21 protein-coding genes are annotated in these 21,758 nt (G+C 39.7%); 12 read left to right on the forward strand and 9 right to left on the reverse strand.

Translation table 11 applies throughout. The features are described from left to right. Nucleotides 1-84: 84 nt before the first annotated feature. Nucleotides 85-954 carry an aminoglycoside 6-adenylyltransferase gene (locus PR800_RS00005; RefSeq protein ID WP_166266343.1) on the reverse strand — a complete coding sequence of 290 codons (870 nt, stop codon included), beginning with the start codon at nt 952-954 and terminating at the stop codon, nt 85-87. Nucleotides 955-1,205: 251 nt separating this feature from the next. On the opposite strand from PR800_RS00005, the gene nadA reads away from it, so the two are divergent. From nadA to aroG, 3 genes are all read left to right on the forward strand, one after another. After that, nucleotides 1,206-2,246, forward strand: a complete 1,041-nt coding sequence (gene nadA, locus PR800_RS00010) for a quinolinate synthase NadA (RefSeq protein ID WP_102138340.1) — start codon at nt 1,206-1,208, stop codon at nt 2,244-2,246. Between the two features lie 66 nt (nt 2,247-2,312). Continuing rightward, entirely contained in the window at nt 2,313-3,035 is a 723-nt protein-coding gene (gene pnuC, locus PR800_RS00015) for a nicotinamide riboside transporter PnuC (protein WP_102138341.1), read from the forward strand. Nucleotides 3,036-3,388: 353 nt separating this feature from the next. After that, a complete protein-coding gene (aroG, locus tag PR800_RS00020; RefSeq protein ID WP_102138342.1) occupies nt 3,389-4,444 on the forward strand; it encodes a 3-deoxy-7-phosphoheptulonate synthase AroG in 1,056 nt (351 codons plus the stop codon). A gap of 66 nt (nt 4,445-4,510) precedes the next feature. On the opposite strand, the gene PR800_RS00025 is transcribed toward aroG, so the two are convergent. From PR800_RS00025 to modE, 5 genes are all read right to left on the reverse strand, one after another. Further along, complete coding sequence (locus tag PR800_RS00025) at nt 4,511-5,251, reverse strand: hypothetical protein (protein ID WP_102138343.1); 741 nt, start codon at nt 5,249-5,251, stop codon at nt 4,511-4,513. 161 nt (nt 5,252-5,412) lie between these two features. Then, nucleotides 5,413-6,165, reverse strand: coding sequence for a 2,3-diphosphoglycerate-dependent phosphoglycerate mutase (gpmA, locus tag PR800_RS00030; protein WP_102138344.1), 753 nt, complete (start codon nt 6,163-6,165; stop codon nt 5,413-5,415). A 177-nt stretch (nt 6,166-6,342) separates the two neighbouring features. Next, a complete protein-coding gene (locus tag PR800_RS00035) occupies nt 6,343-7,173 on the reverse strand; it encodes a CPBP family intramembrane glutamic endopeptidase (protein ID WP_272529894.1) in 831 nt (276 codons plus the stop codon). 205 nt (nt 7,174-7,378) lie between these two features. Beyond that, nucleotides 7,379-8,848, reverse strand: a complete 1,470-nt coding sequence (gene modF, locus PR800_RS00040; protein ID WP_102138346.1) for a molybdate ABC transporter ATP-binding protein ModF — start codon at nt 8,846-8,848, stop codon at nt 7,379-7,381. A 144-nt stretch (nt 8,849-8,992) separates the two neighbouring features. Beyond that, nucleotides 8,993-9,781, reverse strand: coding sequence for a molybdenum-dependent transcriptional regulator (modE, locus tag PR800_RS00045; protein ID WP_166266349.1), 789 nt, complete (start codon nt 9,779-9,781; stop codon nt 8,993-8,995). A gap of 218 nt (nt 9,782-9,999) precedes the next feature. On the opposite strand from modE, the gene PR800_RS00050 reads away from it, so the two are divergent. Then, nucleotides 10,000-10,152, forward strand: coding sequence for an AcrZ family multidrug efflux pump-associated protein (locus PR800_RS00050; protein WP_004256731.1), 153 nt, complete (start codon nt 10,000-10,002; stop codon nt 10,150-10,152). Nucleotides 10,153-10,205: 53 nt separating this feature from the next. Here the strand turns inward: PR800_RS00050 and PR800_RS00055 are convergent, their stop codons facing one another. Beyond that, nucleotides 10,206-11,195: an ElaD/SseL family deubiquitinase gene (locus tag PR800_RS00055; protein ID WP_272529896.1), complete on the reverse strand. Its 990-nt coding sequence runs from the start codon at nt 11,193-11,195 to the stop codon at nt 10,206-10,208. Nucleotides 11,196-11,505: 310 nt separating this feature from the next. On the opposite strand from PR800_RS00055, the gene modA reads away from it, so the two are divergent. The 3 genes from modA to modC are packed head-to-tail and all read left to right on the forward strand — an operon-like array spanning nt 11,506 to nt 14,066. Further along, nucleotides 11,506-12,282 (forward strand): molybdate ABC transporter substrate-binding protein, encoded by a 777-nt coding sequence (gene modA, locus PR800_RS00060; protein ID WP_166266355.1) that lies wholly within the window; start codon nt 11,506-11,508, stop codon nt 12,280-12,282. Between the two features lie 25 nt (nt 12,283-12,307). Further along, complete coding sequence (modB, locus tag PR800_RS00065; protein WP_004256724.1) at nt 12,308-12,997, forward strand: molybdate ABC transporter permease subunit; 690 nt, start codon at nt 12,308-12,310, stop codon at nt 12,995-12,997. 1 nt (nt 12,998) lies between these two features. Continuing rightward, the gene (gene modC, locus PR800_RS00070; protein WP_206275908.1) at nt 12,999-14,066 is read left to right on the forward strand and encodes a molybdenum ABC transporter ATP-binding protein ModC; all 1,068 of its coding nucleotides are present in this window, start codon (nt 12,999-13,001) and stop codon (nt 14,064-14,066) included. 209 nt (nt 14,067-14,275) lie between these two features. Here the strand turns inward: modC and PR800_RS00075 are convergent, their stop codons facing one another. After that, nucleotides 14,276-15,094, reverse strand: coding sequence for a pyridoxal phosphatase (locus tag PR800_RS00075; protein WP_102138351.1), 819 nt, complete (start codon nt 15,092-15,094; stop codon nt 14,276-14,278). A 670-nt stretch (nt 15,095-15,764) separates the two neighbouring features. Here PR800_RS00075 and PR800_RS00080 point away from each other — a divergent pair. The 5 genes from PR800_RS00080 (at nt 15,765) to pgl (ending at nt 20,307) form a co-directional block, all read left to right on the forward strand. Further along, the gene (locus PR800_RS00080) at nt 15,765-16,754 is read left to right on the forward strand and encodes a Gfo/Idh/MocA family protein (RefSeq protein ID WP_272529898.1); all 990 of its coding nucleotides are present in this window, start codon (nt 15,765-15,767) and stop codon (nt 16,752-16,754) included. After that, nucleotides 16,751-17,953, forward strand: a complete 1,203-nt coding sequence (locus PR800_RS00085; protein ID WP_272529899.1) for a DegT/DnrJ/EryC1/StrS family aminotransferase — start codon at nt 16,751-16,753, stop codon at nt 17,951-17,953. The genes PR800_RS00080 and PR800_RS00085 overlap by 4 nt, the downstream gene beginning before the upstream one ends. Next, nucleotides 17,950-18,378, forward strand: a complete 429-nt coding sequence (locus PR800_RS00090) for an NUDIX hydrolase (RefSeq protein ID WP_195698347.1) — start codon at nt 17,950-17,952, stop codon at nt 18,376-18,378. Before PR800_RS00085 ends, PR800_RS00090 begins: the two co-directional genes overlap by 4 nt. A 31-nt stretch (nt 18,379-18,409) precedes the next feature. Beyond that, the gene (locus PR800_RS00095) at nt 18,410-19,204 is read left to right on the forward strand and encodes an inositol monophosphatase family protein (RefSeq protein WP_102138354.1); all 795 of its coding nucleotides are present in this window, start codon (nt 18,410-18,412) and stop codon (nt 19,202-19,204) included. Nucleotides 19,205-19,320: 116 nt separating this feature from the next. Beyond that, nucleotides 19,321-20,307, forward strand: coding sequence for a 6-phosphogluconolactonase (gene pgl / locus PR800_RS00100; RefSeq protein WP_181489880.1), 987 nt, complete (start codon nt 19,321-19,323; stop codon nt 20,305-20,307). A 163-nt stretch (nt 20,308-20,470) separates the two neighbouring features. Here the strand turns inward: pgl and bioA are convergent, their stop codons facing one another. Beyond that, the gene (gene bioA / locus PR800_RS00105) at nt 20,471-21,739 is read right to left on the reverse strand and encodes an adenosylmethionine--8-amino-7-oxononanoate transaminase (RefSeq protein ID WP_102138356.1); all 1,269 of its coding nucleotides are present in this window, start codon (nt 21,737-21,739) and stop codon (nt 20,471-20,473) included. Between the last annotated feature and the right edge of the window lie 19 nt (nt 21,740-21,758).

Consider the following 21,758-nt stretch of genomic DNA (forward strand, 5'->3'; position numbering starts at 1 on the left):
TTTAAGTCAATAATATATATTCGATTGGTCGTACTTCGGCAATAAAAGCACTACGTTCCTTCGTTGTGCTTTAGTTACCTTATTTTACAGTATTTCAGGGAGTAGCGCGTTATCCTGTAAAATACCAATAAGCAATTCTTGCATTTGCTCTGCCATCAGCTGCATATCATCGAAGCCTTGCAGGCTAGCGAGCTCGGTAGTGGCCTCATTAAAGCAACGCATTAAGCATTGAAGAGACAATGCTGCGCTATGTGCGGTTCCACAATTAAAGATAATTTCTAGCGCTTTGATATATTTCTTAGGCATCCATTCATGGTAGTTACGTCCTTTATACCAAACATCATCATTTTGCATAGCGACTAGACGTTCTATCATGGTCAAAAAATACTGTTTCATATCAGCGCTTCTTGACCATGCGACCCATAATTCATCTCGAGTTAAAGCTACCGTGACCTGATGAGCTTCATGCCAAAAGTCAGAGACAACTTCAGTAAATTGCTCCGCAGTGAATTGAGGTGGTGTGAGTACTTGTTGATTAATACTTTCAGGTAAGCCTTCGGTGATCCCGGTTTTATCGAGTAATACTGCAAAGCCGCGAGAAAAAGTGGCATCTAAACCTTCCTGCTTCATCTTAGATAATCGCTCAGGTTCGGCAAAGGTGAAATCCACTTTACGACCCTCTTTAAAAATGACCAAACAGGTTGGCCAATCAGGCGCATCTTCTTCAAGATTTAGCAAATGAAGAGCAACTAAAGGTTCACCAAACTGATTAATCCAAGACTTCTGCTTAAATATTTCAGTTGTACCATGGCCAATCAACTCAATATCAATATCTGAATAGCTATCAATGTCTTGCTCCCGAGCACGAGATCCCGTCAATATGACTGCTTCAATTCTTGGATCGAGTAATGAAATAGAGATAATTTTATTTATTAAAGATGCAGGTGATTCCATAACTTGCCTATTAAGTATAACAATGGCTGCTACGATACCGATAAAGGCATATAAAAGCGAAGGTTCAGACGTAAAAAGTGTAAAAAAGCCAAAATGTGAGCTCAAAAGGTCATTCGATAGGTAAAAAGAAAGGAGACTTATTAAGCTAAGTGGGGTATCTTGTTTAGTATATAAAACAAAATGTGCGTAAACTTGCGGTTTTAAACTTATACAAGGTGATAAAATCGCTTTTTGCTAAACAGAGGCAACCAATGAGCGTGTTTATCGATTTTGACCAGTCAGTTTATCCATTCCCAGCAAAACCAGCACGATTAAGCTCGGATGAAAAAGCCTTTTATCGGCAGAAGATTAAGTCGCTTTTGGTGGATAAAAATGCGGTAATCGTTGCACATTACTATACCGACCCTGAAATTCAAGCATTGGCTGAAGAAACGGGAGGTTGCGTTGCAGACTCATTGGAAATGGCGCGTTTTGGTGCTAAGCATTCGGCTTCAACTTTGGTTGTTGCTGGCGTGAAATTTATGGGGGAAACTGCAAAGATCCTCAGCCCAGAAAAGCAAGTTTTAATGCCAACATTAGAAGCCCAATGTTCTCTGGATATAGGCTGCCCTGAAGAGGCGTTTATCCGTTTTTGTGATGAGCACCCTGATAGGACTGTTGTGGTATATGCGAATACATCAGCAGCAGTAAAAGCGCGGGCTGATTGGGTGGTGACATCCAGTATTGCTGTCGAGTTAATCGAACACCTTGACAGCTTGGGTGAGAAAATTATTTGGGCTCCTGACCGCCATCTCGGACGCTATGTTCAACAGCAAACAGGCGCTGATATTCTTTGTTGGGAAGGGGCTTGTATTGTTCATGATGAATTTAAAACCCAATCATTAGAAAAAATGAAAGCGTTGTACCCCGAGGCAGCGGTATTGGTTCACCCCGAGTCACCACAAGCGATTGTCGACCTTGCAGATGCGGTGGGTTCTACAAGCCAGTTAATTAAAGCGGCACAAAATTTACCTAACCCATCAATGATAGTGGCGACGGATAAAGGTATTTTTTACAAAATGCAGCAAGCTTGCCCGGATAAGACGCTTTACATTGCTCCTACAGCGGGTGAGGGCGCTACATGCCGCACTTGTGCACATTGCCCTTGGATGGCAATGAATGGCTTAAAAGCGATTGCTGATGCTTTAGAAGGGAGTACCCAAGGCCATCAAATTCAAGTTAGTGAAATATTACGAGAAAAAGCATTACGACCATTAAATAAGATGCTAGATTTTGCAGAGAGTCTAAAATAATAAAATACAATTTGAATGAAGTACTGAGCAATACAACATTAACGATCACTTATAAAGGATTTTGGGATGGATTTCTTTAGTACAGCCAATACGTTAGTGCAGATCCCACTCTGGGGTTCAGTTTATGATTTATCTTACATTGAAGCCGTGGGGACGATTGCCGGCTTACTTTGCATTTTGCTTGCTAGCCTAGAAAAAACGATTAATTACCTGTTTGGGTTAATTAATGTTTCTCTATTCGCGGTTATTTTCTTTCAAATTCAGCTATATGCAAATTTATTGCTACAGATATTTTTCTTTGTTGCTAATATCTATGGCTGGTACGCATGGAGCCGAGTGACTAGTTCACAGCAAGCAGAACTAAAAATTCGTTGGTTGAGCTTACCAAAAGCTGCTATCACACTCGTTATTTCAATCATCGCTATTATTTATCTGACATTTAATATTGATGCGGTATTTGGTGTGCTTGCGAGATGGGCTGTCGAGTTATTAAACCTATTTGGTGCCAACCTTGCGATGCCTACGATAGAACCTGACGCATTCCCATTCTGGGATTCAGCAATGACCATTCTTTCTGTTGTCGCAATGATTTTAATGACGCGTAAGTATGTTGAAAACTGGTTATTGTGGGTCATTATTAACGTCATCAGTATTGTGATTTTCTTTATTCAAGGCGTTTATGCCATGTCATTAGAATACTTAATTTTATTAGGTATCGCCCTAAATGGCTCTAGACTTTGGATAAAATCAGCAAAAGAAAACGGCTCTTTGCCTATTTCCCGCACTTAGAGAGAAAAAATCGACTAAAACAGCGAAAGTGACATTATCGTCATTTAGCTGTTTTAGCTATTATTTGCTCTGTAAAATGCTATTTTCGCTGACTTATTGTGCTAAATTTCAACATTTCACCTCATTTTATAATTGGCGGCTAATAAAGTCCTAGTTTTATCGTGCGCTTGCCTGTTTACAGATGTCTGTTGAACGGTTAGATTAAAATTTCGATGCTAATTCTCTTTTATCCTTTGGGTACAGCGAGGAAATTCAGCTGTTTACTCTGCGCTTTGTTCGAGCGAAACTAACGTGGATAAATTTGGCATGTAAATCAACTACAGTAAAAAATAATAAACATTGGATATACGGGTATGAATTATCAGAACGATGACGTCAGAATAAAACAAATTAAAGAATTATTACCACCAATTGCTCTGCTCGAAAAATTTCCAGCAACCGACAAAGCTGCGTTTACCGTTCATGAAGCACGCCTGGCAATCCACAATATTTTAGCCGGTAAAGATGACCGTTTAGTGGTCGTCATTGGCCCTTGCTCAATTCATGATACTAAAGCGGCTTTAGAGTACGCTGAGCGCTTGGGTAAATTACGTGAGGAATTAAAAGGCTCATTGGAAATCGTGATGCGTGTGTATTTTGAAAAGCCGCGCACAACAGTAGGCTGGAAAGGGCTAATTAATGACCCTAAAATGGATTGTAGCTTTGATATTAATGAAGGTTTACGTATTGCACGTGAATTGCTGTTAACAATCAATAACCAAGGCTTACCGACTGCGGGTGAATTCTTAGATGTCATCAGCCCACAGTATGTGGCAGACTTGATGAGTTGGGGGGCAATCGGTGCTCGTACCACTGAATCACAAATTCACCGTGAGTTAGCGTCAGGCTTATCTTGCCCTGTCGGCTTTAAAAATGGTACTGATGGTACGATTAAAATTGCAATTGATGCAATTAATTCAGCACGTTCAGCTCATTGTTTCTTATCGGTAACTAAGTGGGGACATTCTGCTATTGTGAACACTAGCGGAAACCCAGATTGCCATATTATTTTACGTGGTGGTAAAGAGCCGAATTACAGTGCTAAGCATGTGCAAGAAGTACGTGAAGGGCTAGAGAAAGCAGGGCTTGTGCCGAGTATCATGATTGATTTTAGTCATGCGAATAGCTGTAAAAAATTCGAAAAACAGATGGAAGTGGCAACAGATGTTAGCGAGCAAATCAGCCAAGGTGACCGCTCAATTACAGGAATTATGATTGAAAGTAATCTTGTGGAAGGTAACCAAAATCTCGAATCTGATGAGCCACTAGTTTACGGTAAAAGTGTGACAGATGCGTGTATCGGTTGGAGTGATACTGAAAAAGTGTTACGTCAATTATCGGATGCAGTGATTGCCCGCCGCAATCGATAAAACTTAGTTATAAAAAGCCAGTGATAGCGATGAAAGAACATCGTTAACTGGCTTTTTTATGGTATTTTATTTTTGAATTCTATTTAATAATTCTTCCAGCTTAGCTTGCTCTTCCGGTGTTGCATTCGCTGGCGTTGCCGTTAATTGCAGTACTTCATTATCGACTTGAACATCAAAGTGTACTTTGCCTTTCTCGCCTTTAACATATTTCACCTCTTTTAATGGAATACGATAGCAGTAGGCGAAAATATTTGGGCGAATATAGAAATATGAATCTTTAATCGCTAAATAGATACTGTCACTCGCTTTTTTGCCAAAGTAACCAAGGAAAATTGTGAAAACAAATAGAAACATCCCCAAGCTTTGGCTCAATATAATAAAAGTGACACTAATTAAACCAAGTGCAACGACTAAAATACGGTTATTGCGTTTGTTGAACTCAACGCGCTGGTCAAATTGAACATTTAATGAGGTATCAAATTGGTTTAGTTGATGGTAACGCCAACGGATCGCAGAGAAAATCATTCCCATGGTAAACACAATGGTGATTGGCATTAATGCGAGGCTACTTAATACCGCAAGAACAATGGATAACCGAGGTTTATAAGTCATCACCATCATACTAATAATTTGTACTGGAAAGCTGACACAAGCAATGATCATTAAGGTTTTCATCAGTTCGGCATTAGCTGCACCATTTGAACCATCAACGACTAATTCACCGCCTTGGATCATATACAGCAGAGAACCTAAAATACTGGCGCTAAGTACAAGACCAACCCAAACATACATATTAAATTTGTTCATTTTATTGTTTTATCAACCTTTCAATCTGTTTTCCCTATGATAGTCGGTTATTGTGATTTCTTACACCTTGAGTTAATGAATTTTGCGGAAAAGAAAGATAATTATGACAAAAAAAGGGCTAAGCTTTCGCTTAACCCTCTATCGATAGCAATCGTAAATGCTTACTTCGCTTTACCTTGGTTTGCTACTGCAGCTTGTTTAGCTGCGATTTCATCTTGGTTACCTAAATAGTAACGTTTGATTGGCTTCATGTTTTCATCGAATTCATAAACCATTGGGACCGCAGTTGGGATATTCAGGTTCAGAATTTCATCTTCACCCATGTTATCCAAGTATTTAACTAAGGCACGTAAAGAGTTACCGTGAGCCGCAATGATGACTTTTTCACCGCTAGCAACGCGAGGCTTAATCACTTCTTCCCAATAAGGGACAACACGCTCGATAGTGGTTGCTAAGCTTTCAGTGACAGGCAGTTCTTTTTCTGACAGTTTCGCATAGCGAGGGTCATGGCCAGGGAAACGCTCATCATCTTTAGTCAGATCTGGAGGAGTGATGGCAAAACCACGACGCCATAATTTAACTTGTTCGTCACCGTATTTTGCAGCGGTTTCTGATTTGTCCAAACCTTGCAGTGCACCGTAATGGCGTTCGTTCAGTTTCCAGCTTTTTTCAACAGGTAACCATTGCTGTTCAACTTGATCAAGGATATTCCATAAAGTATGGATAGCGCGTTTCAGAACGGAAGTGTAAGCAAAATCAAAAACAAAACCTTCGTCTTTTAGCAGTTGGCCTGCAATTTTTGCTTCTTCGCGGCCTTTATCAGACAGTTCTACGTCAGTCCAACCTGTGAAGCGGTTCTCTTTGTTCCACTCACTTTCACCGTGTCTTACTAAAACCAGTTTAGTTACAGCCATAGCTAAAACTCCTATCAGTACACTCAAATTAAAAATGAATTATTGCTGACCTACATTATAGGGATAGTCAACTCGAACGCCAGTAGCAACTTACGTTTTATCTAAACCAAATCAAAAAAGTCACGATCAAAGAAATTTTCATGTGAAACTTAGTTTAAAATTCGTTGCCTTGCCTTTTTATTGACTCACCACCATTTTTACAGGATAAGTAAAAAATAACAGATGTCCCAAATTTAACCCGAAGTGAATCGATACAGCAAGCCATAATTTACCACTCCACATCCAAGCTAGGCCATAAATCAAACCCGCTAACGTAGCAAAGAGAATTAACAGTGGTCCACCAGCAAAATGTACAGCACCAAATAACAGCGAAGCAATCACTAATGCGAGGTATGGGGATTTTAACCAAAGGGTTAAACGTTGCTGTAAATATCCTCGAAATAGCGCTTCTTCCGCTAAGGAAACAAAAAATAGATTACAGAGCACAAAGGCCGGTAGCCAACTAGGGAAATGTGATTCAAAGGCTAATCCACCGGCGGCAGTAGCGATTAACAATAAAAGCGGGACAGAAATAACCAGCAGTGCCCATTGAACTTTAGTTGCATGTTTGGCTGGGCGGCAGACAAATAACGTTGGTAAGCAGGCAAATAAAATAAAAGGGACGAGTGCCTTATCAAAATTAAAATACATTGTGAAAGGGGCGCTATGCGCGCCTACGGAAACTTTATCGAGATATTTTAGGTTATTAAACCCGGGAAATAAGTGAATAAAGAGGCCAACTGCACAAACGAGTAAGGTAGTTTCACTGATAATTTTTATGGATAAATAGTGTTGGATACGCAAACGAATAATGACAATTATTGTAATACCAACCAATAGCAGAACTGCTTGCCAATCAATAACCTGTGTAAGTGCTGCGGTAATAATTGTGCAAGCGAGTAAAAAAAGTGCAATTAAACGATGTGTTGCAAGCGCTGTAAGTGAAGAGGCTAACATTAACCAAGCCATAAAGAATATCCATTAAGATGTCTAAATTATTAGAAGGGGCGCAGTGTAATGGTTTTGTGTGAATTTTCTAATTTAAAATAATCAACAAAATAATAAGTTAAGTAAAATCAATAGATTGTGTTCGTGTGATTTCGTCACTATTTATTAAACAGTAGATTAAATTTGCCAATAGTTTTATCGCATCTATTGGCAAATAAGTTAAAAATTAAAGCTCTTCAATATCGTAACGGTATTTACCCTTGTCAGGGACAAAAGTGAGCCGATGTGTAATACAAGCAGGGGCGTCTTCTTGATGATGGCTGACGAACAGGAGCTGTGTGTTACCTTGGCTTAGCATGACATCAATAAACCGCAGAACTAACAACCTATTAAGACCATCTAGACCTTGCAATGGCTCATCTAAGATCAGCATAGCAGGGTGTTTAACTAGCGCGCGAGCAATTAAAACTAAGCGTTGTTGCCCCCATGAAAGACTATGGAAAGGTTGTTGAGCTATTTGCGTTGAAAAACCTAACAAAGCTAACCATTCATACGCTAATTGTATTTGGCGGTCGGAAGGGGTTTGGTACAAGCCAATAGAATCATGAAAACCGGAAATGATGACATTGAGTACACTGGTGGCGACACGGTATTCTTGGTGAATGCTATTGCTGACGTAACCAATATGGCGCTTAATATCCCATATGGTTTCTCCTGTTCCACGACGGTGACCAAATAACGTTAGGTCATTACTGTATCCCTGAGGGTGATCCCCTGTGATCAGGCTCAGTAACGTTGATTTTCCAGCCCCATTTTCACCGATAATTTGCCAGTGTTCGTTTGGGTTTACCTGCCAATTTAACCCGTGCAATATCGGTTCGTCATTGTAGCTAACGATACCATTTCTCAAAATAATACGGGGTGTCGTGTCATCCAGTTTTTCGTCTGTGGTGGGGTCCTCTGTTTCAGGGATGGAAAGCTGCTTAATTTTCTCGCTGTGTTGTAATTGCGTTATTAGCGTGTTAGCGAGTACTGACTCTCTATCTCCTGCCATCGTTAACTTGCAGTCAGCGACGACACCGATGTTTTCAATAAAGTCTGGGAGCTCATCGAAGCGGTTTAGCACTAATACTAAAGTTAAGCCTTTTTCAGACAAACTTGATAGCAGCTCGCTAAGATGACTTCTGGAATAGACATCTAGGCCATCAAATGGCTCATCAAGGATTAGCAGGTCGGGGTTACCCATTAATGTTTGGCATAACAGTACCTTGCGAGTTTCTCCTGTAGAAAGGTACTTAAACCGACGAGACAGCAGGTCACTGATACCGAAGCGAGCGGCAAGCTCAAGGCAATATTCATTGTCTTTATGGTTAAACTGGATGATTTCAGCGGCTGTATACCCTGTGTCATCTTCATCATCACTGAGCATATCTGTGTTATTGCGCTGCCATTCTTCATTGATGATTTTTTGTAATTGTTCAAATGATAGACGAACTGGAGAGGTGAATGTATTTTTTACAACGCCAGAAAGTGGGGGAAGTTCATTAGAAAGTACCCGAGCAAGTGAAGATTTACCGCTACCATTGGCACCAATAAAAGCCCAATTATCCCCTTTTTCGATATTAAGTTGTTGAATGTCTAAAGTTTGTATTTCGCTGAGCTTAAAGTTGCCATGTTGTATTGTTATTGTGCCCATCAAGCTTCCTTATCATGATTATTTACCTTGTCATCTATCACAAATAATCAGGATTGAAGATAAAGTCAACAGCTGAACAGCATGGTAAGAGAAAAAAGGTGAATGCTTACTCACTTATGATAGCAAGTAAGCTTAGTTAGCACACTAACAGAGGGTGGCGATAATCACTTGGTCCGCATTGAATAATGCGGTAACGCTATTATTCACTTTCAATGATTGACTATCAATTTCACTGTTTGGCATGGTTGAACATAACGTTTCACCGCCTGTAAGTGTCACAATGACTTCACTGTTCTCATTACCTCGCTCTAACGTGGTAATTTTCCCTTCAAGATGGTTATCAAAGCCAGTTGGGGCGGGTTGTTTAGTAATTTTTACCCAAGGCGCTTTAATCAATGCGAGTACTTCTTTACCTTCAGTTAACCCTAAACGGTTAGCACTTTGCTCTGTTAGTGCGGCATTAATCACAGTACTGTTATCTGATAAGCGAATTTGCACATGTTGCTGAACTTGCATGTGGTCACGGGAAATTAACGTCCCAAAAAATTGGTTACGAGCACTGGTTTGCAATGAAAACCGTGAAATAGCTGCTAATAAGCTGTCTAAAGGGAGATTGTCTTCTTTTAGAACATCAAAGGCTTTTTGTTGGATTTGTGCTAATAAATCATACAGTTGAAGTAATCTTTCACCGTAGTGTGTGAGTGTTGTACCGCCACCGCCTTTACCCCCTGTTGCTCTATCAACAAGGATATCATCAGTGAGTTGATTCATTTCATTGATGGCATCCCAAGCACTTTTATAGCTGATCCCAGCAAGTTTAGCCCCTTGGCTGATAGAGCCTGTCGCTTTAATTTGTTTGAGTAGCGCGATACGGCGAGGATCAGCAAATAAACTGCCCTGTAGTTTCAGTGTGAGTAAAATTTCGGCCTGCATAAATTCCTCCCTTCCGGTGTGGCTGGTGATGACAGACGTAAAAAGCACGTTTAGTATGTCGTTAGTATAATATTTTGTCTAAAATAGTCTCCATTATAACGTAATTGTGCGTTATTATTTTGATTTGATTTATACTCAATGTATTGAGAGTCAAGTTTTCCCTCGTCAGCGTATCTTGTAGGCTGGTGGGTACAGTATCACTGAAGAGGTTTTTTCCTATGTTAGAACTAATTAAAAGTCTGGGTTTTGCCCTGATGATGGTTCCAGTTGTTATGTTTTTGATCATGGGTTTGATCTATGGTTTGGGCGCGTTCTTTAACTTACTGTCTAAAGCACACGTACCTCATCATCATAATACTGAGAATAAGTAACGCTTAGCGAATACTATTCGAATTAATTATAGACCCCTTGATGGTAAATGCTGTCAGGGGGTTTTTCTTTTTGGTTTTAGGCTATCTAGGTAGCTAGAATATAATTGCCTGCGCTTTTGAATATTAAATTGTTGTTGTTCTTCACTGGTTTTCTCTGAAAAAGAGGATAGGAACTGCATTAGGGCTTCAATGGGGTCCGTTGGTGTCTGTTCTGTAAGTTCTTTGATTGCTTGATGAACAAAAAGCCCACATCCATTAGGGACATATTGTTGAATATTCTTTTCAATATAATGAATTTTTTTTGCTCCAGCTAATTCAGCTGCTTGCGCAATTTTCTGTTTAGCCTCCGAGTCGAGCTCGTAAAAAGAATTAAAAACCATCCCCTTTATCTCATTTTTTACCTCATCTTGGTAAAGCACAAATAAGACCCAATGGTTATTATTAATATTGACAGGAAATAGTTCCAGTTGGCTAAGAGGTTGTTGGCTTATAATTTTCTGAGAAACTATGTCATATAGTAGGTTCTCATTATTTTGCATGAGGCCAATAGGGCTATTAACCGTTAACATTGTCGAGGATCCCGTTTCTCTCTTATCGGTAGAGCCAATTTCATCGCTTGTTATCATCCGGTTATTACCCCAGAGATCTGATTCATGACCTAACACTGGTGGTAGGTTTTGCGCAAATAAATGGGTTAATTCGATTTTATCGTCGAGTTTTTCTAGGGTTGAGCCAATGATATACAACAGTTTAGAAGGGTGTTTAAAAGCCTCTCTATGGTGTTTGGATTGATACAGAACCTGACTGGTTTTTTGTATTTCTTTATCGATTCCTTTTACCGCGGAACGTTTTCCACTAAATAAATCAAATAGGATGTTTTCTGCATTTTTTCCTGCAGAGTCTTGCCTAAGAGCAATGTTATGCAATAAATCAATACTCTCTAAGTTTCCATCACTCGCCGATTTTGCTAAAGAATCTAAGGTTTCAGGTGCTATTTCTTTATCAAATAACCCATTAAATTGTTCAATTGTTAACTCAGCCATAAGGTGAGTCGTTAGTTTTGTCGAAAACGTCCCCATATAATTACCTTTGCTATGTCGTTTGTAAAAGTAGAATGAAATACTGAAATAGGCACAATTTGTGCCGATAAAATTACAAAGGAAATAAATTGTTCTCTACATAAAAACGATTTTACGGTTGGGGGATTTTTCATCGCTCGTGGAGTTTTAGGGAAAACATGCAACAAAATTGCATCATTTCTTGAGCCAGCACACTTTTATACGTAGTTTGACTTTAAGTTATCGCTGTATCCTGTTATATATAGCGTGTTGATTAATACTATGGTGAATTAAAATGAAAAAAGGTTTGGTATCACTTCTTGCTGGCGCAACATTGACATTAACTCTGGCTAGCAATAGCTTTGCAGCTGATAAAATTACGGTTTTTGCAGCGGCTTCTTTGACGAATGCATTGAATGAAATTTCAGAGCAGTATAAAAAAGACACGAAAGTTGAAGTTGTTGCTTCTTATGCGTCTTCTTCAACTTTGGCTCGTCAAATTGAGCAAGGCGCACCCGCTAACTTGTTCATTTCTGCTGATCAACAATGGATGGATTACGCCATCGATAAAAAGTTGATGGTGGAAGATACGCGCTATACATTATTAGGTAATGAATTGGTGTTAATCGCACCGAAAGATGCAAAAATCGATAAAGTTGAAATTAATAAACAAACTGATTGGAAAAAACTGTTAGACGGTGGCCGTTTAGCCGTTGGTGACCCTGATCATGTTCCTGTTGGTATCTATGCGAAAGAGGCATTAAGCAACTTAGGTGCATGGGAAACGGTTGACCCGCTGTTAGCACGTACGAATAACGTGCGTAGCGGTATGGCATTAGTTGAACGCCAAGAAGCCCCTTTAGGGATTGTTTATGGTTCTGATGCTGTCGCTAGCCAAAAAGTGAAAGTCGTTGGTGTTTTCCCAGCAGATACCCATAAACCTGTTGAATACCCAATGGCGATTGTTAAAGATCAAGATAACCAAGCAACGCGTGATTATTATGAATACTTAAAAACCCCAGCGGCTTCAGAAGTATTCAAACGTTACGGTTTTGAACCTCGTACTCAATAAACGTTAAGAGAGCATTTTTTTGCAGATGTTAAGTCCTTATGAATGGGAAGCGATTTACCTAAGCCTAAAAGTATCCAGTGTGGCTGTCATTTTCAGTTTACCGTTAGGTATTTTAGTGGCATGGGTGCTAGTTCGCTGTAATTTTCCTGGAAAAACACTGCTCGATAGTATTATCCATCTACCACTGGTGCTGCCGCCAGTGGTAGTGGGTTATTTACTGTTGATCAGTATGGGAAAACGCGGTTTTATTGGTGAATGGTTATATAACTGGTTTGGTTTTAGTTTTACCTTTAGTTGGCGAGGGGCTGCGCTTGCGTCTGCCGTGGTCGCATTTCCACTGATGGTGCGTGCAATTCGTTTAGCGCTTGAGGCGGTTGACCAAAAATTGGAATTAGCCGCGAGGACATTAGGTGCAACACCGTTGCGTGTTTTTTTCACGATAACCATTCCGCTTTCTCTTCCCGGCATTATTGTCGGAACAGTATTAGCATTTGCACGTTCGCTTGGTGAATTTGGCGCCACAATTACATTTGTTTCGAATATACCCGGTGAAACACAAACCATCCCATTAGCGATGTACACCTTAATTGAAACGCCGGGAGCGGAGGTAGACGCTGCGCGTTTATGTGTCATTGCGATTATTTTAGCCTTGATTTCATTATTGATCTCAGAGTGGCTCACCCGTTGGGGTAAAAAGCGTTTGGGGGTGGCTTAGCATGTTAGAACTCGATTTTTCTCAAAGACTAGGGGACTTACAGCTTGAAGTCACAACACAACTGCCAACGGAAAGCATTACTGCGGTTTTTGGGCTTTCAGGTGCAGGTAAAACCTCGCTTATCAATGTGATAGGTGGGTTAACGAAACCCAATACAGGGCGAGTTGTGCTAAATGGCCGTACATTGGTGGATATGGAAAAAGGTATTTGCTTACCACCGGAACAACGCCATATCGGTTATGTGTTTCAAGATGCACGGTTATTTCCTCATTATCGGGTGAAAAGCAATTTGCGTTATGGCATGTCACCTATAATGAAAGACCGCTTTGATGATATTGTCGGCTTGCTTGGTATAGAAAAACTGCTAAATCGTTATCCAATTACACTATCTGGCGGTGAAAAACAGCGTGTAGCTATTGGTAGAGCCTTGCTCACAGCACCTGAAATTCTACTGATGGATGAGCCGCTAGCCTCTTTGGATTTGCCCAGAAAGCGCGAACTCTTACCGTATTTAGAAAAACTGTCCCAAGACGTTAAAATTCCAATTTTATATGTCAGCCATAGTTTGGATGAAATTTTACGCCTTGCGGATAAAGTCATTGTGATGGCGCAAGGAAAAGTAAAAGCGTTTGGCCCTTTGGAAGACGTTTGGGCAAGTAGTGCTTTGCGCCCTTGGCTACAGCAAGAAACGTTAAGCAGTGTGGTGAGTGCAACGGTGCATAGCCAACACCCTGATTATGAAATGACAGCGGTGATTGTAGGTAGCCAAAAACTGTGGATCCCACGCGTTGAGGCACAGCAGGGGGCTGATGTACGGATACGTATTGACGCCGCTGATGTTTCTTTGGTACTCGAAAAGCCACAAGTGAGTAGTATTCGCAATATTTTAGCCGCAGAAGTCGTTGAATGGATTGAAGATGGCGAACAAGTGGATGTGAAGCTAGATTTAGGCGAAGAACATTATTTATGGGCGCGGATCACTCGCTGGGCAAGGGATGAGCTTTCTATTCGTAAGGGTCGCAAGGTGTATGCGCAAGTGAAGGCGGTATCATTATCACGTCATCTATAATTACTCGTCGTCCTTGTCGCTGTGGCGTTGTTGGCTACATTCAGCTACCCAAGTCACATACTTCTGTATGCTCCTTGGGATAGCTTCATTTGCCGCCTAGCCACAACACCAATGACTTAGAGTAAAGGGTATCGTTCTTGGCGCTGTGGCAATAGAAAATAAGAAAAGGAAAGCGGGGCTTTCCTTTGAACTGATAATTCACGAGAAGATTACAGAACGTATTTACGGATTACTTCAGCAATACCGGGTTCGGTATTAATGCGAGTGACTAATTTGGCCTGCTGCTTAATTTCATCAACCGCATTGCCCATGGCAACACCTAAACCTGCGGTGGTCAGCATACTTAAGTCATTGAAGTTATCGCCGAAAGCCACAACATCATTCATCGTCATCCCTTGGGATTCGACCCACTCTTTTAAGCGTTGGCCTTTGCTATTGCCTTTGCGACCGACGTCCACTTGATCCATCCAAGACCATTCACAATCTAAACCAAAGTCATTTTCAATTTCACTAACGATTTGATGAAGTTGCTCCGTATTTGGTGAGCTAACAGCAAATTTCCAAATAGAATCATAGTGATGCATCACATCGGCGTAGTCTTCAACAAATTCAATGGCTGGGCGCTGTGCAACAGGTAAGGATTCGGCCCAATTAAGTGTACGCTGGATGCCCTCTGTTTTTGCGTTGTATAACATAGCGTTATCAACATACATTAAATGCTGAATATCCGTTCCACGCAGCTTGTCTATCATTTGTGTAACGGAATCGAGGGTCATTGGATTGGATTTTAGGACTTTTTTGCCTAAATAATCGTATAGATAAGTTCCGTTGCAACAGATCGCTGGCGTATCAAGGTCTAAGGTTTGGTAAAACGGATGAATAGCGACATGATGACGACCTGTCACAATGATCACTTTAACGCCTTGGCGGCGAGCTTCTTGTAAAGCAGCTAACGATTCTGGCAGGATTTTTTTCTGGTGATCAAGCAGTGTTCCATCAAGATCGAGCGCAATAACGCGGTATGACATAAACGGCTCCACGTGATTTAGTTGTTACCTATCTTACTAAAGGGCTAGAGATAGGGAGATGATGAATTTAACGAATAACGAGAAATTATTGCTATAAAAACAGTCAACTTGGTATGTTTTATCATCATAACGTTAACTGAACCGTTTTAGTATCATTATTATTTGTTCTTTGTGTCATCCTTACAATTAAAGCGAAATCAAACTAATAGCTGCGTCAAATGGTAGATAATATTAATTGGCATTGTTAAATCTAGCTGTTGCTGAAGGTTGTCTATCAGGGATAGATATTCCATCTTGTTAAGATAGATATTTTTGATGTGAAAAGCTCAATATCGACTATGATTTTTAAATTTTAAGGTAATGAGGAGTTCTTTGAGAAAATTGCGGAGTCAGAATTCTGAGTGCTTAAAAAATCGTTAGCATAGACTCATACTACATTGAAATAATTCGTAGCGATGAGAATAAAGGGTTTATTGTCGTGGTTAACAAAATTTTGATGCGAAATTAAAACATGAAATTGAAATAGTATACCTTGATATTTATTAAAAATAGATAAGCATAATATAAAAAGTAATTTTATTAGATGATTTTTTTCATAAGATATATAACTGATATGCATGTTGCTTTAAATTGAAAATTAACCGTACCATTAATATGGGGATCTGATTATATGAGGCTAGCGATAATTGGATGTGGAAATATTGTAAGAAAGGAACACATACCCGCATTATGTAATTTGGGGGTGAGTATTAGTGCATTGTGTGACATATCTATAAGCAATATTTATAAAGCAAAGTTATTGTTAAATTACAGTCCTTCTACTTATATTTGTTATCGTAAAATGATCGATGAAATTGAGCCAGATACAATTATTATTGCTCTTCCTCATGAGTTGTATGAAGATATAATTTGTTATTGCTGTAAAAGTAATGTAACAACAATCATAAAAGAAAAGCCATTTGCGTTAAATGTCATGCAGGCACGAAAGTTAAAGGATTTAATAATTAAAAATGATATGAGGTTTTTTACTGTTTGTCAAAAACGATATACGTTAGCTTATGAAAAACTGAAAGAATGTTTAATCTCAACAGGAGAAAAGGCCTCCCAAGTAGAAATAAGATATACTATACCTAGTAAAAATCCGAATAGTGACTGGAGAGGCAATAATGCGATTTCTGGTGGTGGCGTTTGGTTGGATATGGGCTACCATATTGTAAATTTAGTAAACTATTTATTTGATGGGGATGAAATCAGTGTTAATTATTCTAGGTTAATAAATACTTCTTCTGGTGAATATGATGTTGATGATATTGCTTTTGTAGAGTTACAATGCAGAGGTGTAATTATATTTATATATATATCCTGCGTAGGATATAAAAAACATGAGGATGTAACATTAATAAGTGATAATTTTATTATTTATGGAAATAAATATATGGTTCAGGTTAAATCAAAAAAACAAAAAATAATAAATGAATTTGATTTTATTAATGAACTTGAGTCACCATTTGTTCGTATGTATCGAGAAATTTTATTTAGTGATTCTCAAGACGGTTTCAATAGTAACTTAGTTAGTTCACTTGCCGTGACCGATATTTTAGAAGTTGCTTTCAAAGATAGTGGTTATAAAGTAAAAAAATCAAAAGGAATGGAAATATGATGAAATCGAAATACTGTAAGTTTAGCCATCCAATTATTACAGATGAAATTAAAGATAGTGTTAATAGGCAACTTTTTGAAGATATATCAATTTATGATAATGGTGGGATTTACGAGCGTCTAGAAAGTACATTTAAAGAAATTTTCAATGTAGAAAATGCAATTGCTGTTAATTCTGGCACTACAGCATTATTTTCCATGTTTTATGGGGCAGGTATAGGCAGAGGAGATGAAGTAATAGTTCCTAGCTATACATTCTTTGCTACATGCTCCCCACTTCACCAGCTAGGCGCTGAACTAAAATTTGCAGACTGTGGGGATAATGGCAATGTAGATCCAAAATCCGTAGAAGCTCTGATTAACGATAAAACGAAAGCGGTGATTATTACACATATGTGGGGAATACCATGTGATATGGATGAACTGATAGATATATGTGAACGATACGAAATTCTTTTATTAGAAGATAGCTCTCATGCACATGGAGCAACTTGGGATGGCAAAATGATTGGGAGTTTTTCTGATGGCTCTGCTTGGAGTTTTCAGGGGAAGAAAATACTAACGTCAGGTGAAGGTGGCTTCTTTGCCACTAAGCATCGCGAATTCTACGAACGAGCTGTGTTAGTCGGTCATTTTAATAAGCGTGCAAAAAAGGAAGTGAACACTGATATTTTAAGAGATTTTGCTATTACAGGTACTGGTCTTAATTTAAGAATGCACCCACTAGGCGCTTCGGTTGTTATGCCTCAAATGCTAAACTTTGAACAGATGATGCAAGAAAAAAGGGAAACTGCTCATTTATTGAAAACAGGAATTGAGCAAATTGATGGGTTAAAGATAGTTCGCATTCCCAAAAAAGCAAATCCAGCGTGGTATGCCATGCCAATTATATTTGATGAGTCTAAATTTTCAATTGGTCTGCATGAATTCGTAGAGAAACTAAACCAAGCTGGTGCACTTGAAGCTGATATACCTGGCTCAACGTGCCCTATGAATGAATATTTTCTCTTTCATTCACCAAATAAAATCTCTCGTGACTATGATGAGAAAATTCGAGTTAATAAAGCTCATTTCGAAAATGCTATAAAATTTCACAATAGCATGTTTAAGTTGGATATTTGGTATGGAGAAGAGCGTTTCAATTTTATTGATAATTATTTATCAATCATTTTATCTGTTGCAGAGAAGTATCGAAGATGATAGAGAAATATATTCCTCATTCAGTAATATCCAAACTTAAAAACTATGATCGTGTTGTTGTAGGCGGTTTAATCAAAGCTGGACATGATTCAAAAATTCTGTTTTTGAAGCGTTCAGAAGGCGAGTTCATGCCAAATGTATGGGAAATTCCTTCTGGTGGCATGGAGTATGATGAAGATATGCAGACAGCGCTTAGTCGTGAAATTGCAGAAGAAACCGGAATGATAGTTATTGAAATTTCTGGTTTTGTCGGTGCGGTTGAGTACCAAGCAATTGGCCAAAGTTGTATTCAATTAAACTTCAATGTTTTATGCTCTGGTCATGTTTGTTTAAGTTCTGAGCACTCAGATTTTGCATGGTCTACTATTGAGTCATTCAAGGGTAATCTTGATGGTTTTATGTTGAGAACGTTCGGATTGCAATGAGTGACAAAAAAACTAGTCAAGGAGTTCTACAGTGTTAAATATTGCTTTAGAAGCCGCTAATACTGCTAGTAAATATTCACTAAAAGGCTTTTACGAAGCTGGTACATTTACAAGAAAAATAGATAACACCATTGTTACCGCTACAGATCTTAAAGTAGAAAATGTGATAAGAGAAGTACTTCAGGTGAAAACCCCACATATTTCTATTTTAGGGGAGGAGCTCGGAACAAATATTGAAGGTGAATTTTCTACCGGATGGATAATAGATCCTATTGATGGAACACGCGCATTTTTGTATGGCGTTCCATTATTTAGTACTTTGATTGCTTATGTTGAACGTGGCATCCCCCTTGTCGGTGTTATATCATTTCCCGCCATTGATACTATGTATTATGCATCGTTAGGAAACGGGTGTTGGTCTAAAAAAGGTGATCTTGCACCAAAACGGATATGTACTCAGATAAAAAAAACGAAAAAATTAAGTGAAGCTGTTGTTTCGATATCAGGAATTCACAGTACTAATTTTGATAGTAGAGAAGGTAACAAAGCTTACAATCTATCAAATGTCGTTAATTCTGCTCAAGATATGGTTTTTATAAATGATTGTTATCAGCATTCAATGGTAGCAACAGGAAGGATCGATTGTGCTATTGATACGTTAATGAAACCATGGGATATCGCTGCTATTTTACCTTGCCTTACTGAAGCTGGAGTTTATTATGCAAATATTAATGGTAATAAAACAAACGTGATCAATGGGGGAAGTTTGGTGTCAGCATCCTCCTCTGAGTTATTGGATGAAGTGATTGTAGCTTTAAACTTATGATACTGAACCTTGGCGCTATTTACTCAGCGTAATTTGCATAATATAGGGTATAGTGAAGCCAATGTAGTAGGCTATAGATACGGTTTTGTATTTTTATCATGAATTAAGGAGTCAGGATGAATCAGGTTGTTTATATTGCGAGCCCCGAGAGTCAGCAAATTCACGTGTGGTCGATGAATGAGGTTGGTGAACTTACTCTTTTACAAACGGTAAAAACACCGGGCCAAGTGCAACCTATGGTACTAAGCCATGATAAAAAACACCTTTATATTGGCGTGCGCCCGAATTTTCGCGTCGTAACCTATGAAATTGAAGAGAAAGGATTACTGCGTTTAAAAGCAGAAACATCCGTTCCGGGAACGCCAGTTCACTTATCATTGGATAACACGGGCAAATATTTATTTGTCCCTTCATACCATCAACACAACCTATCGGTGCTGGCCATCAATGGCGAGGGTGTGCCAAATCAAGTCGTCCAAGTTATTGAAGGCTTGCGTAATCCACACTCTTCCCATGTCGATGTTGATAATCAACAGCTTTGGGTTCCTTGCTTGGGCGAAGACCATATCCGTTTATTCGATTTACATGAAAATGGTTATTTAACCGAAGCAACTGCGGATCAAATTACTACAGCAGCGAAATCAGGCCCTCGTCATCTGGCCTTCCATCCAAGTGAAAAAGTCATTTATTGTGTGAATGAGTTAGACTCAACGGTAGGCGTGTATCATAAATTTACTCGCTATCGTAATATGCAAACTTTGGCAAATTACCCATTAGGTAACGAAAGCCAGCGCTGGGCTGCCGATATCCATATTACGCCAGATGGCCGCCATTTGTATGTTAGTGAGCGCTCAGAAAGCTACCTCAGCCACTATCTGGTTTCTGATGACGGTTGCGAGCTAACATTAGAAGCACGCTACCCAACAGAGACGCACCCAAGGGGCTTTAATATTGATGCGACAGGCCGTTTTTTAATTTCGAGCGGGCAAAAGTCAGACCATATTTCAGTCTCTGAAATTGACCCAATTACGGGGAAATTGACGCAAATAGGAAGGTATAGGGTCGGGAAAGGTCCTATGTGGGTCATTTCAGTCATCCTTTGAGCCGTAACTGTGTTGGCTACGTTTACTAACCCTAGTCACATACTGGTGTATGCTCCTAGGGCTTAGTTTCACTTGCCGCCTTGTTACAGCTCAAATGATTTATGAAATACTCTAGATTAAAAATTCAGTTAGAATCACTTCGATTATCATTGAGTTTATCGTGCTATCCCAACACTTTTGCCATTGCATTTGTCACTTTACTGAGTTGCTCGGGGGTGATGATATACGGTGGCATCACATAAATCAGCTTGCCGAATGGGCGAACCCAAACACCATTTTCCACAAATACTTTTTGCAAAGCGGCTGTGTTTACGGGCTGCTTCATTTCAATTACGCCAATTGCACCAAGAATGCGCACATCTGCAACACTAGGGTGGGATATTAAAGGCATCAATTCAGCCTTAAGTTGTTGTTCGATATCGGCAACTGTTTCCTGCCAAGGGCTATTGAGTAATAAGGTCAAACTGGCATCCGCTACAGCACAGGCGAGAGGGTTACCCATAAAGGTTGGCCCATGCATAAAACAACCTGCTTCACCATTGCTAATGGTTTCTGCCACATGGCGAGTTGTGAGGGTGGCTGAAAGTGTCATATAACCACCTGTTAGTGCCTTACCTAAACACATAATATCGGGTGATATATCAGCATGCTGGCAAGCAAACAATTTCCCTGTACGACCAAAACCAGTCGCAATTTCATCAGCAATCAATAGCAAACCATACTGATCGCACAAATGGCGGACTCCCTTTAAATATTCAGGGTGATAGATGCGCATACCACCGGCACCTTGGACGATCGGCTCAAGGATGATCGCTGCAATTTCATCACTATTTTCGGCAAGTTGTACTTCAAGAGGATGCAAATCGGTGCTGTCCCATTCGTCGTAAAAACCGCATTGAGGCGCTTCCACAAAAATATGCGGAGGTAAATACCCCTTATACAGGCCATGCATTGAATTATCAGGGTCACAAACGGCCATCGCACCGAAAGTATCTCCATGATATCCATGACGTAATGTGAGGATCCGCTGGCGCTTTTCCCCTTTGGCTTGCCAATATTGCAATGCCATTTTCAGAGCAACTTCAACCGCCACGGAGCCGGAATCGGCAAGAAAGACACATTCCAGCGGCTCTGGTGTGATGGCAACCAATTGCTTACATAGGTTCACAGCAGGTGGGTGTGTGATCCCGCCAAACATCACATGGGACATTTTCGCTAATTGCGTTGTTACCGCTTGGTTTAATACAGGATGATTATAACCATGAATAGCAGCCCACCATGAAGACATACCATCAATTAATTTTTTTCCATCGGCCATGATTAGCTCAGCGCCATGGGCTTCAACTATCGGGTAAGCCGGAATTGGTTGGCTCATCGAGGTATAAGGGTGCCAAATATGTTTGGCATCAAACTGAATATCTACATTATCCATTTGCTATCATCGTCAACTT

Origin of the sequence: Providencia sp. PROV205, assembly GCF_028479505.1 — a bacterium.
Lineage (GTDB): Bacteria > Pseudomonadota > Gammaproteobacteria > Enterobacterales > Enterobacteriaceae > Providencia > Providencia huaxiensis.

What these genes read in the sequence shown, in the direction of transcription:
- modF (WP_102138346.1), bottom strand. Translation starts at nt 8,848, where the DNA reads ATGGGCACAATAACAATACAACATGGCAACTTTAAGCTCAGCGAAATA.
- PR800_RS00090 (WP_195698347.1), top strand. Translation starts at nt 17,950, where the DNA reads ATGATAGAGAAATATATTCCTCATTCAGTAATATCCAAACTTAAAAAC.
- PR800_RS00025 (WP_102138343.1), bottom strand. Translation starts at nt 5,251, where the DNA reads ATGAACAAATTTAATATGTATGTTTGGGTTGGTCTTGTACTTAGCGCC.
- pgl (WP_181489880.1), top strand. Translation starts at nt 19,321, where the DNA reads ATGAATCAGGTTGTTTATATTGCGAGCCCCGAGAGTCAGCAAATTCAC.
- PR800_RS00005 (WP_166266343.1), bottom strand. Translation starts at nt 954, where the DNA reads ATGGAATCACCTGCATCTTTAATAAATAAAATTATCTCTATTTCATTA.
- modE (WP_166266349.1), bottom strand. Translation starts at nt 9,781, where the DNA reads ATGCAGGCCGAAATTTTACTCACACTGAAACTACAGGGCAGTTTATTT.
- modC (WP_206275908.1), top strand. Translation starts at nt 12,999, where the DNA reads ATGTTAGAACTCGATTTTTCTCAAAGACTAGGGGACTTACAGCTTGAA.
- PR800_RS00055 (WP_272529896.1), bottom strand. Translation starts at nt 11,195, where the DNA reads ATGGCTGAGTTAACAATTGAACAATTTAATGGGTTATTTGATAAAGAA.
- pnuC (WP_102138341.1), top strand. Translation starts at nt 2,313, where the DNA reads ATGGATTTCTTTAGTACAGCCAATACGTTAGTGCAGATCCCACTCTGG.
- nadA (WP_102138340.1), top strand. Translation starts at nt 1,206, where the DNA reads ATGAGCGTGTTTATCGATTTTGACCAGTCAGTTTATCCATTCCCAGCA.
- aroG (WP_102138342.1), top strand. Translation starts at nt 3,389, where the DNA reads ATGAATTATCAGAACGATGACGTCAGAATAAAACAAATTAAAGAATTA.
- bioA (WP_102138356.1), bottom strand. Translation starts at nt 21,739, where the DNA reads ATGGATAATGTAGATATTCAGTTTGATGCCAAACATATTTGGCACCCT.
- modA (WP_166266355.1), top strand. Translation starts at nt 11,506, where the DNA reads ATGAAAAAAGGTTTGGTATCACTTCTTGCTGGCGCAACATTGACATTA.
- PR800_RS00085 (WP_272529899.1), top strand. Translation starts at nt 16,751, where the DNA reads ATGATGAAATCGAAATACTGTAAGTTTAGCCATCCAATTATTACAGAT.
- PR800_RS00075 (WP_102138351.1), bottom strand. Translation starts at nt 15,094, where the DNA reads ATGTCATACCGCGTTATTGCGCTCGATCTTGATGGAACACTGCTTGAT.
- PR800_RS00035 (WP_272529894.1), bottom strand. Translation starts at nt 7,173, where the DNA reads ATGGCTTGGTTAATGTTAGCCTCTTCACTTACAGCGCTTGCAACACAT.
- gpmA (WP_102138344.1), bottom strand. Translation starts at nt 6,165, where the DNA reads ATGGCTGTAACTAAACTGGTTTTAGTAAGACACGGTGAAAGTGAGTGG.
- PR800_RS00050 (WP_004256731.1), top strand. Translation starts at nt 10,000, where the DNA reads ATGTTAGAACTAATTAAAAGTCTGGGTTTTGCCCTGATGATGGTTCCA.
- modB (WP_004256724.1), top strand. Translation starts at nt 12,308, where the DNA reads ATGTTAAGTCCTTATGAATGGGAAGCGATTTACCTAAGCCTAAAAGTA.
- PR800_RS00080 (WP_272529898.1), top strand. Translation starts at nt 15,765, where the DNA reads ATGAGGCTAGCGATAATTGGATGTGGAAATATTGTAAGAAAGGAACAC.